Below are 10,943 nucleotides of genomic sequence, written 5' to 3' on the forward strand. Positions count from 1 at the left end.
CCAGCCGTGAATAAAATTATCTCACTGCTACCAATTAAGAATCAGAAGGTAATGCTAAAAAACCTCTGATTCCCAGCCGTGAATAAAATTATCTCACTGCTACCAATTAAGAATCAGAAGGTAATGCAAACCAGCGATCGCCTTCAGTTCAAATTCAAACTTGAAATTTCGGAGATGTCTAATGTCTAACATCAACAACTACGGAGTAGATATGAACAATAAAACTTTAACAGAATTGAGCTTCAGCGCAGTAAAAGAACTTAACGATGAGCTTGCTGCTACTTGTAGTGGAGGTAGGGTAAATATATTCCAGGATGCTAACTTTCAGGGAAGAGGTATAACGTTTTCTAACAGTGATGCCAACCTAGCTAATAACGGTTTCAACGACGTAACCTCATCTATTGTTATTACAGGGAATGAAAGATGGAGGTTTTATAAAAATGCAAACTTTAGAGGTCCGTCTGTAACTTTGGGACCAGGACGATACCCTAGACTTTCTAGAGGAGTAAACAATTCAATTAGTTCTATCAAACGCATATCATAGATTTGACTTCTGTGCATCCGTTTTAGGAACTTTGCTTAGATAGTAAATACCCTCAGAGTATTCATCCATTTCTAAGGCTATTTTACTATTTCTTGCCTCTGTTAAAGCTTCCCTTATCCCCTCTCTAATTTGCAACAGAGATGCCACAGGTGGAGTAAGAGTTTTTGCACCCATTATCCAATTAACAATCAGAAGGCAAAGTTAAAAACAGGACTTACGCACTCAGATTGATTGTTGAGAGTGGGTGTAAGGGTGTGGGGATAAGGGTTTTGCTTACTCACACCCTACACCCTGGTCTAGACCCTTGATTTTCCGTCTCCGGAGTTAGTCCTAAAAAAACCTCTGATTCTCAGCCGTGAATAAACCAATCTCACTGCTACCAATTAACAATTAGAAGGAAGAAAACAAGCTTACCTTCAGTTAAAAACCCAGTCTAAAACTCAGGGAAAAAACAATGTCTAACATCAATAAGCACGGAGTAGATATGAACAACAAGCAAATCAAAAACCTCTATAGCATCGAAGCTGTGCAAGACCTTTCCTATGAAGCCGCTGCCACTATTAGTGGTGGTGTCTTAGACTTTTCCGATAAGAAGGATGGTGAAGGAGTGCGGCTAAATAATATCGCAAACGCACGACGTAGTTTAGGCAGCTTTAACAATAAAGCATCTTGGTACGAGGTAACGGGTAGAAGAGATTGGATTGTGTACACTGGTCCGAATTTCACAGGTCAATCAAGGCGTTTGAAAGCAGGTACAAAAGGTAACTTCACTGGTCCTTTTAACAACAACATTGCGTCTGTCAAACTTGCATAATCAGCTCTGGTCTATTTCATACCGTGTACTCGAATCCTTCAAAACCTCAAAGAGAAAAGAATGCTCTCACATAACTTTTTAGCTGAGTAACATTCTTCTCTCCAAGTTCGTAGGGGCGGAGTCGTTTTCGCTCCTACTTTTTCATTCATATCAAAATAGCATAAATAAACGTAAACGGTGTTAACAGTTATCAAATAGGAAACGGACTCGTCCACCCCTTGTTAACTGCGGCTGTTACTGATTTTTTAAACAATGAAATACCACAGTATATTGCAACACAGTGAAGAAGATTGTGGTGCAGCAAGCCTAGCCACGATCGCCAAATACTACGGACGCACCTTTGCCCTCAATCGCGTGCGAGAAGCAGTGGGCACGGGAATGCGAGGAACTACACTATTAGGTTTAAGGCGGGGAGCAGAAACCCTGGGATTCCATGCCCGTCAAGTTCAAGCTACCCCAGAACTGCTTGAGAAATTAAATGAAGTCCCCTTACCAGCGATCGTTCACTGGAAAGGCTACCACTGGGTAGTGTTATACGGAAAAAAGGGGAAAAAATATGTCATCTCTGACCCTGGCGTAGGCATCTTGTACCTCACCTCCCAGGAGTTAATCGCGGGTTGGAGTGATGGTGTGATGCTGCTGCTGATGCCAGACGATAGCCGCTTCTATGAGCAAGGGGAAGATAAAATTGGCGGTTTTGGGCGCTTTATTGCCCGCGTTATGCCCTATCGCAATCTTTTGGTTCAGGCGATCGCTATCAACTTTGCGATCGGGCTGTTGTCCCTCGCTTCTCCTTTAATGATGCAACTCCTCACCGATGATGTGCTAGTGCGGGGAGATACCCAACTGCTAACAACAGTGGCAATTGGCGTCATTGCCATGAACCTAATTCAAAGTACCATTGGTTTGGTACAATCTCACCTGATTGGTCATTTTGGTCAACGGTTGCAATACGGGCTAATTTTAGAATACGGCCGAAAACTGTTGCGCTTACCCCTATCATATTTTGAAGCCCGTCGCAGTGGGGAAGTCGTTAGTCGGATTGCAGATGTTCATACCATCAATAATCTAGTTTCCCAAATTGTCCTTGGTTTACCCAGTCAATTTTTTGTGGCTCTGGTTTCCTTGGGTTTCATGCTTTTCTATAGTTGGCAATTGACTCTGGCTTCCGTTGCCGCTTTTGTTATTGTCACTCTTGTAAACCTGCTTTTTCTTCCCGCCTTGCGCCAAAAAACTCGCAGCCTCATCGTTAAAGGTACGGAAAATCAAGGCTTTTTAGTCGAAACCTTTCGCGGCGTTCAAGTGCTTAAAACCACCCAAGCCACTCCTCAAGCTTGGCAAGAATATCAAACAAATTTTGGTCGCCTTGCTAACTTAGACTGGACTACGATGAAGTTGGAGCTTTACAGTGGCACAGTCACTAGTATCCTTTCCAAATTAACGAGTATTAGCATACTCTGGTTAGGTTCTAGCTTGGTGATTAATCAGACATTATCCATCGGTCAACTGCTGGCGTACAGCGGTATGAGTGGTAGCTTTCTTGAATTTTTAGAGTCAGCAGTCGGGCTAATTGATGAATTTATCACTGCTCAAATTGTCGTTCAACGCTTGACAGAAGTGATAGATTCTACCCCAGAAGATGAAAATGACTTTAAAAAACCTTGGGCAGAAATTTCTGGCAATGCAGATATTAGTTGTTCTCAAATTAACTTCCATCATCCTGGTAGAACTGACCTGTTAGAAAATTTTTCTTTAACTATTCCTGGTGGTAAAGTAATAGCCTTAATCGGTCAATCTGGTTGTGGTAAAAGCTCTCTTGGCAAATTAATTACTGGTTTATATCACGTTCAATCTGGTAATATCCGTTATGGCATATATAACCAGCAAGATTTATCTTTAGAATGTTTGCGGCAGCAAGTCGTATTAGTTCCTCAAGAACCTCATTTTTGGAGTCGTTCGATTGTAGGAAATTTTCACTTCAGTTATCCCAACATTAATTTTGAGCAGATAGTCAAAGCTTGTAAAATTGCTGGTGCAGATGAATTTATTAGCAAATTACCTGATAAATATCAAACTGTTTTAGGCGAATTTGGTGCAAATATTTCTGGCGGACAAAGGCAGAGATTAGCTATAGCTAGAGCAATTGTGACTGACCCACCTGTATTAATTTTAGACGAATCTACAGGCGCTCTTGACCCAGTAAGTGAAACTCAAGTTTTAGATAGATTAATTGAACAGCGTCAAGGTAAAACCACAATTATGATTAGCCACCGTCCTCAAGTTATCAAACGGGCTGATTGGATTGTATTGCTTGAAGATGGGCGCTTAAAAATTCAAGGAACTCCAGAAGAATTACGTCATGTCCCTGGAGAGCATTTAAGCTTTCTTGATGAGATTTATTCTTCTAATAATGATAATGGATTGAAATCTTCTTTAGTTTTTCGGAATTAATTAATGCTTATTAGACATTTTAGAGATATTTATAACTTATGATTAGTAAGTCTCAAACAAATTTTTTACCCTTAGTTCAAAACAATGAATTTCTCCCACCAATTAGTCGTTGGACTACATTTGGCGGACTATTTATCGTGTTTGCCTTGTCGTTAGCTGTTCCTGTGGCTGCGGTTGCTAAATATAAAGTTACGGTGAGTGGACAAGCGGTTGTCCGTCCTGCGGGTGAATTGCCAATTGTGCAGGCGGCGACAGAAGGACAGGTAATGCAGATTTACGTCAAAGAAAATCAAACACTGCAAAAAGGAGATACAATTGCTACTATTGATGACTCTCGATTGCAAACCAAAAAAAACCAGCTGCAAACCAATATTCAACAAGCTAGGTTACAACTAATTCAAACCGTTCCCCAAATAAATGCAATCGATAGTCAAATTCGAGCCGAGAGCGATCGCACCAATCGGACTATCGCCTCTGCTAAAGCTGAATTGCAGGGACGCGATCGCGATCATCAAGACAAAAAAATTACCAGTATCACTGAACTCCAAGAAGCATCAGCCAATGTCAAAATGGCTCAAGAAGAATTATATGCAGGGCAAGCACAGTTACAATCAGCATTAGCTAATCTCCACGCAACTGAGGCGGCTTTAGGAGCAGCGACATCAAAGCAGAACCGATATGAAAGTGTTGCTAAACAAGGGGCATTATCCCGCGATCAATTAGAAGAAGTACAGCTGGCTGTCAAACAGCAACAACAAGCTGTACAGGCGCAAAAAGCCACTTATAAAGCCCAAGAAAAAACAAATGAACGGCTAAAACAAGCTGTTAATGGGGCTATTGCGAAACGCGATCGCGCTCAAGCAGTTCTCAACCCAAGCAATGCAGAGGTAGCAATGGCGACTGAACGCATTGCTCAAGAAAAAGCCTCTGGCGAAGTGAATAAAGCATCGTTAGAAAGAGAACTTCAAGCACTTATAAAACAGAAAATTGAAACGGAAAAACAATTAGAGCGCGATACTAACGAATTCAAGCAAGCTGAAATTGACCTGAAGCAAACTACTATTACCGCTACAGCAGACGGGATTATTTCCAAGCTCAATTTGAGAAACCCCGGTCAAACTCTCCGGGCTGGAGAGGAAGTTGTCCAAATTGTTCCTAGTCATGCACCTTTAGTTATCAAAGCAGCTATCGGTTCTGAGGAAAAAGGTAAGATAAAAGTCGGTCAAAAGGTGCAAATGCGAGTTAGTGCTTGTCCTTATCCTGATTACGGTACTCTCAATGGCGTTGTCAAAGCGATTTCCCCGGATGCTGTTAGGTCGCAAAAAAACGATGCAGATGCTGATACGAACTCTATTCCAAAAGCAACTGCTGTAGGTGCTTTTTACGAAGTCACAATTGAACCAGAGAAACTTGCTTTAGGTCGCAGTACAAAGAAATGTCAAATTCAGTTGGGTATGGATGGCAAAGTTGATATTATTACCCACGAAGAAACTGTACTGCAATTTGTACTCCGCAAAGCAAAATTAATGACGGATTTTTGAGATCGTCAATCGCCAAATTGACGTTATTTTTCAGTTGTAAAGGAAAATTTTATTCAACTAAGGGTTATGAAATCATGTCCGCTTGATTGCTTATTAAACTCGAAGAACCCCACCCCGCCAAAGCTATGCTTTGTCTCCCCTCCCCGCAAGTGGGGAGGGGTTGGGGGTGGGGTTCTTTTATTATGGATATGAAATTGTGAAAAATTCCTGACGGCGTTGAATCAACACTACAACAACACCGCTTGCAACCACAGCAAAGGCAGAAGGAATAAATGGCAACCATAACCCTTGTTTTAAAAGAGCGATCGCACAAGCTCCATATAAAATGATAGCGATCGCAAATATAGCGCATCCCTTATTGAGTAGTGAATGACGCACGTGCCAAACAATCAATCCAGACACACTCGACCATCCCCATATCCAGAGAATGTCGCACCAAAAAGGCAAAACCCCAAGAATTGGACGTTTGTCTAAAACTGCACTCAAAATTTGGCTGACCATTTGCGCTTGTATAAATATGCCTGGTATTTCCTGGTAAGGTTGCTGTGCAGCTGAGTATGGAGTTGACCAAGTATCGCTGATAGTGTTAGCTGTCACTCCTATGAGAACAACCTTATTTTTTAAAAAAGTATAGTTAACTTTATCATTTAGTACATCTGCTAAAGAAACTCTTTGATAATCTGCATTACGGTAGTTGACAAGTATTTGAATTCCACCTAAATCAACTCTTTGTTGATAGCCACCACTCCGACCAGGCTTTAAACGTTTAAATACTTTAGAACCAAATTGTATATAATTTTCATTTAAATTAGGTTGAATATTTTCGTAAGATAAATAACGAGCAGCTAATTGTAACGAGAGCGAGTAAGGCGTTGTACAAACAGACGAAGGCTCTTGTGCCATCATCATAATTTGGCGACGAACGATACCATCTGGATCTTGAATTGCATCAGTAAAACCCTGACGTTCTATAGGGACTTCAAGAGGTGGTTTAACACCTTGGGGGTCGTGTTTACGATCTCTGCCTTTACAGACAACTACCACATTTTCTTTGCTCAGTTCAGTGGGGAGTTGTATTGGTTTTGATTCATTTGGGGGGTCAGCAAAATCTCTATAAATATCCAGTCCAATGACTCGCGGTTGATACTTTTGTAATTTGTTGAGTAATTGAGCTAACGTACTATCCGAAATAGATTTCACTCCTGTGGTCGTCTCTTGTCGGGATTGAATATCTTTTTCAGTAACTTCAACAACGAGCAATCTTGGATCTAAATCTTCCTTTGGTCGCAGGACGAAGATTTGGTCAAAAGTTTGCAGTTCAGCCTTCTCAAAAACCCTCAAGTATCTCAAACCTATCGTTGAAAGAGTCACAATAGCAGTAATCAGCAGTACAGTCCCAAGTCTGCACTTTCGAGTTGCAATTGTGCTTTTGGTCTTTGCAATTGAAATTGTGCTTTGAGTCGAAACTTCGTTGCGAGTCTCAGTGTCACCCAAACCACCGCGCAGTTCTTGCCAAGTTGTAGGAACAGTTGTAGGATTTTGGCAAATCACTGGCAACCAACTAGCACAAGGGAAGTTATTCTCCAACCCTTGAAGTCGCTCTCGCGCTTCTCGCACAGCCAGATAAAATGGTTTATTCTCTGTAAAAGCGACAAGAAAGTTTTTCAAAAACTCCTGTGCGACTAAATCTGACACCCCTTCGCGCATCACAATCATTTGGGGAATGTTCAAATCAGCCAAATTTCGTGCCAAACCAATGCCATCACAGGAATTGAAAATTGCTAGTTTTAAACCGTGTGTAATTGCTGTCTTAAGTGCATTTTTAAATTGAGAAATTGTTAAACTTTCGCTTTGATTAATGTAAATTTCCCCTATTTCTCCACCTGCAATACTAGCACTATGTCCGGCAAAAAATAGAATATCCCAATACTGATTCCACAGCTGCTCATCAAGTTCTTTTCGTGTAGGTTCGACAAGAAACGTAGTTTGAGTATCTGTTAAACTTTGCAACCAAGAACGGTCTTTATCAATATCAATACCGAAACTGTTACCAAGAATTGCTAGAATCTTGACTTGAACTGTGGTAGATTTTTGCACAACTTGAGGAGATGCATATTCATGATTACTCAAAGCTAATTCGGCTTTCGGGTAATCCTCAAAAAAATTCCACAGATGCCACGGTAACCGATGCAGTAAAGCTATATTTGTTTCAAAAATAACTCTAATTTCATCATCTCGACTGAGTACAGTTCTTAACTGTCGTTCAATATTTTGGAAGGATTCAGATTTTAACCAAGCATTGATATGTATTTGTAACTGATGACACACTTCATCGAAATCGTTCACAGAAATATTGGTAATATCTTGTGAATGCACTTTTATACGTTGATTGTTGCCCAAACGTTGATGGATAGCTTCGTAGAGTAACTTCCATCTGCTGTAGAGTTCGGAAAGTTCTGGTATTGCTGGTAGACTCCCTGTTATTTTAAATAATTGGTTATTGTGCCAAAGTTGAGCCGTGACAACAGGAAATCCTTTATTTAAGTCTCCTCCCAACAAGCTGAAGATGACTAGCTGACTCATTTGTTTTTTGTTGTTTGTCCTTATTTAATGACCAATGACCAATGACTAGTGACTAAATAACGAAATTTTCTCTTATCTGGTGACTATCAAAAGTAATTTGGATGCTAAAACATTCTCCTATTTCTCCATCAAAGCCTTTCAATTGTATGTAGTTATCTTGTTCTCTTGCTTGCACTTCCTGAATAATTTCCTCTGACTCTAAAACCAACGCTAACTTGATATTAACAGGTAGATATTCTCCATTAGCAGGATGTAGTTGCACACGAATACTAACTTGTTGGCTATCCTCTGGTATGAAGGCAACTAACAGCACCACTTTTTGAGACTCTATTTCCATTCCCAAATCAATCAGCTTGGCTCGTTTGATACTACCAACACTTAATCCAGAGCTACTCCTGAAATTAAAAGCTAGACTACTGGAACCTGACTGCAAAAATGTTTCTATTGCTTCCCAAGCATTGTCGTATATACCTTCTAGCCAACGACTTAGATTCACTCGCACTTGCGATGATTGTGGCTGCTGCCGTTGTTGGTACAAGCGCTGCCGCCACTGCTCATTTTCTATTAGCGCTCCCCAAGTTACAAATGGTACTGCCAATCTAGAGAAACGAAAAGAGGCATTGCCTAACTGTTGCACCAGATTTTCTGCTTGCTCGGTAGATAATTGTGGTAATGGAGCTACAGCCGCTTTCATCTCTTCTGTTCTGCAAAATTGGTAGCTCAAAGAGAAAGCATTGAGGTCTTTTGTCAAATGCCGTGCATCCATACAATAAGTCCTATCCACTGAGTCATAGTGAGCCAGAGATTTTAGTTCTTTATGGGTTGTGTAACCCCAAATTCGTACCCACTCGCCATCCGGTTTGACTTGCACTGCTAAATAGTAGTCTGCTGCCCAACTAGGAATATCTACCCATTCCTGAGAGACTTCTAAGTCGCGATCGTCAATGGCTTCACTGGGGATTAACGCGACTCGCCTTCCCTCTAACAAAATTACTGTGCCATTGACAAATTCCCAAAAAGCTAAAGTACCGGGGAAACTGTACCAAACACTCGCTTTTGGAAAATCTTCAGTTGAGATCCAATCCAAGAAGGCATGGAGACAAATTTGATTTATGTAAGCGCACCAGCGACTACTAGACGTGGCATAAACCTGGCTTTGCTGCCAGGATTGCGCCTGAATTATTGGTGATATTTCTAATAACCATTCTCTTGGATCTGCAAACGCACAAGTCATTTTTACTACCTTGTGAAAATTAAGGTTTTATGTTGTACCACCATACTGGTTTCTCAACCATTCTTCCAAAGCAAGACTCATATCTTTAATTTGGTTGGAATTAACAGAAATATTCAAATCCTGGCTCCACTTAATCAGTGCTGCAAGTATTGATTCTCTACCTTTAACCAGTTTGCGAGACACCGTAGGCTGACTCATCTGCAACTGTTGTACGATCTGCTGCTGAGTCAGTCCCTGTTTGTAGTAAAGCTTAAGTACTTCTTGGGATTGTACATCTAGACTCTGTAAAGCTTTTAACAATACACCAGACATCTGAGATATTTGGTTTTGTCGATTTTGGACATCCTCTTCGGCTATCATATCAGCCATTGGTGAGTCAGAGGATGGGTCTGGCAAATCAAACGTTACTGTCGTGTCATCATTTTGCTTGAAAGCATTTAGAGATTTCACAGGTGGAAATAGATAAGCACGCACGTAGAGAGCTGTTTGCTTTAACCATTGTTCAATTGTCTGTGCGTTGCGTTGCTCAGTAGGTTGAGTAATTTGGCTTTGGCGTTGGTGGTTGTAGAGGTTGGCAATAGCTTCCCATAGTTGGCGATTCGGTTCTGGTAACTGACTGGTATTTCCTGGTTGGTTTTGGATGTAAAGTTCTTTGAAACAAGTCCAAGCTAAATGATATTGAGCAATTGCACTTTGTGATAATCCAGCTTCACGAAGAGCTTCACTAAGCAGCTTTTTGCTCACTTTGCGTAACAACGCCCAATTGGTGCAAATATCAGCTTCCTTACGTTGACGTAAAATATCTTTCAGCCGACTGGGCATTGCCATGATGGCATAAGCTTTTAAGCTAGAAGATTTTTCTGGGTTGAAGTCTTTAAGAATTGTTTCGACTTCTGCGATCGCCATTTGGAAGTAATCAGCGAGCAGGTATTGGTTGAGAGTAAAAAATTTAGCAACTGTTTTTGAAGCCGCCCAATAACAAGGTTCTTGTAAATAAGCTAACAAATGCATTCTGGCAAGATTATTGCAGCCAAAACGCCACTGCTTCTGCCAGTAAAGCGCCCAAAAGTTTTCTGATTTAAGTGCTAATGACGAATGCTCTAAGTGATTTAGAATATTTCTATACAGTTTCGGATCGGTCAACCATTTGCTAAATCTGCCTTTTTCCATCTGTACGAATGTTGAAAACATATCCGTAATTTCTTGGCGGGGAAGCATGAGCAATTAAAAATATAAACTGACGGAACTGAAGCAAATAAGTAGGTGGGTACAAATAAAAATAACTATGTAAATAAAACTAAAACGCCTAAAAGTCTCTTACCTTTGGCATAGCTGCCTTGTCTCAAGGATAAATATCCACGCATACCTACTTATCACCTAACGATAAGATGATATCCTACATAGGGTAGCGACTAATAATCCCACTCAATTTCTGGACATTCCACCAGAAACAGTAATCTGCTCAAAAAGGGTTGCCGTTTCATCAAAATAAATTGGATAATCTTTTTTACTAGCTAAAGCTGTCACACCGTCACGGATGTATCCTGTTAGTGGCTAAACTTCCTTCAGGGCAACTGTCTCAACTTTGCGGTTTCTTTAAATCCGCGCCAAGGCTTTTAAGTCCAACTGAGCGTTTCCAGGTATAACAGCAAAACAGACACCTGTTGTGTCACCTCTGATTACTAGAGTTTTATAGCAGGAGGCAGAAGGCAGGAGGCAGCAGGCAGGAGGTAAAAGTATTACTATTCCCAATACTGCTCGCTTTGTGCATTTTTA

7 protein-coding genes are annotated in these 10,943 nt (G+C 40.8%); 4 read left to right on the plus strand and 3 right to left on the minus strand.

Features of this window, described 5'->3' with window-relative positions:
• Positions 1-181 precede the first annotated feature (181 nt).
• The 4 genes from ACM0OY_RS37900 (at position 182) to ACM0OY_RS37915 (ending at position 5,350) form a co-directional block, all read left to right on the plus strand.
• Positions 182-544 carry a beta/gamma crystallin-related protein gene (locus ACM0OY_RS37900; RefSeq protein ID WP_414573864.1) on the plus strand — a complete coding sequence of 121 codons (363 nt, stop codon included), beginning with the start codon at positions 182-184 and terminating at the stop codon, positions 542-544.
• Between the two features lie 454 nt (positions 545-998).
• Positions 999-1,358 carry a hypothetical protein gene (locus ACM0OY_RS37905; RefSeq protein ID WP_414573865.1) on the plus strand — a complete coding sequence of 120 codons (360 nt, stop codon included), beginning with the start codon at positions 999-1,001 and terminating at the stop codon, positions 1,356-1,358.
• 252 nt (positions 1,359-1,610) lie between these two features.
• The gene (locus tag ACM0OY_RS37910; protein WP_414573866.1) at positions 1,611-3,809 is read left to right on the plus strand and encodes a peptidase domain-containing ABC transporter; all 2,199 of its coding nucleotides are present in this window, start codon (positions 1,611-1,613) and stop codon (positions 3,807-3,809) included.
• Positions 3,810-3,847: 38 nt separating this feature from the next.
• Entirely contained in the window at positions 3,848-5,350 is a 1,503-nt protein-coding gene (locus ACM0OY_RS37915; RefSeq protein ID WP_414573867.1) for an HlyD family efflux transporter periplasmic adaptor subunit, read from the plus strand.
• A 180-nt stretch (positions 5,351-5,530) separates the two neighbouring features.
• On the opposite strand, the gene ACM0OY_RS37920 is transcribed toward ACM0OY_RS37915, so the two are convergent.
• The 3 genes from ACM0OY_RS37920 to ACM0OY_RS37930 are packed head-to-tail and all read right to left on the minus strand — an operon-like array spanning position 5,531 to position 10,358.
• Positions 5,531-7,933 (minus strand): CHASE2 domain-containing protein, encoded by a 2,403-nt coding sequence (locus ACM0OY_RS37920; RefSeq protein WP_414573868.1) that lies wholly within the window; start codon positions 7,931-7,933, stop codon positions 5,531-5,533.
• 52 nt (positions 7,934-7,985) lie between these two features.
• The gene (locus ACM0OY_RS37925) at positions 7,986-9,167 is read right to left on the minus strand and encodes a DUF1822 family protein (RefSeq protein ID WP_414573869.1); all 1,182 of its coding nucleotides are present in this window, start codon (positions 9,165-9,167) and stop codon (positions 7,986-7,988) included.
• 27 nt (positions 9,168-9,194) lie between these two features.
• Entirely contained in the window at positions 9,195-10,358 is a 1,164-nt protein-coding gene (locus ACM0OY_RS37930; protein ID WP_414573870.1) for a sigma-70 family RNA polymerase sigma factor, read from the minus strand.
• Positions 10,359-10,943 lie beyond the last annotated feature (585 nt).

Origin of the sequence: Nostoc sp. CCY 9925 (assembly GCF_963920935.1) — a bacterium.
In the GTDB taxonomy this organism is placed as follows: domain Bacteria; phylum Cyanobacteriota; class Cyanobacteriia; order Cyanobacteriales; family Nostocaceae; genus Nostoc.

What these genes read in the sequence shown, in the direction of transcription:
- ACM0OY_RS37900 (WP_414573864.1), top strand. Translation starts at nt 182, where the DNA reads ATGTCTAACATCAACAACTACGGAGTAGATATGAACAATAAAACTTTA.
- ACM0OY_RS37925 (WP_414573869.1), bottom strand. Translation starts at nt 9,167, where the DNA reads ATGACTTGTGCGTTTGCAGATCCAAGAGAATGGTTATTAGAAATATCA.
- ACM0OY_RS37910 (WP_414573866.1), top strand. Translation starts at nt 1,611, where the DNA reads ATGAAATACCACAGTATATTGCAACACAGTGAAGAAGATTGTGGTGCA.
- ACM0OY_RS37905 (WP_414573865.1), top strand. Translation starts at nt 999, where the DNA reads ATGTCTAACATCAATAAGCACGGAGTAGATATGAACAACAAGCAAATC.
- ACM0OY_RS37915 (WP_414573867.1), top strand. Translation starts at nt 3,848, where the DNA reads ATGATTAGTAAGTCTCAAACAAATTTTTTACCCTTAGTTCAAAACAAT.
- ACM0OY_RS37920 (WP_414573868.1), bottom strand. Translation starts at nt 7,933, where the DNA reads ATGAGTCAGCTAGTCATCTTCAGCTTGTTGGGAGGAGACTTAAATAAA.
- ACM0OY_RS37930 (WP_414573870.1), bottom strand. Translation starts at nt 10,358, where the DNA reads ATGTTTTCAACATTCGTACAGATGGAAAAAGGCAGATTTAGCAAATGG.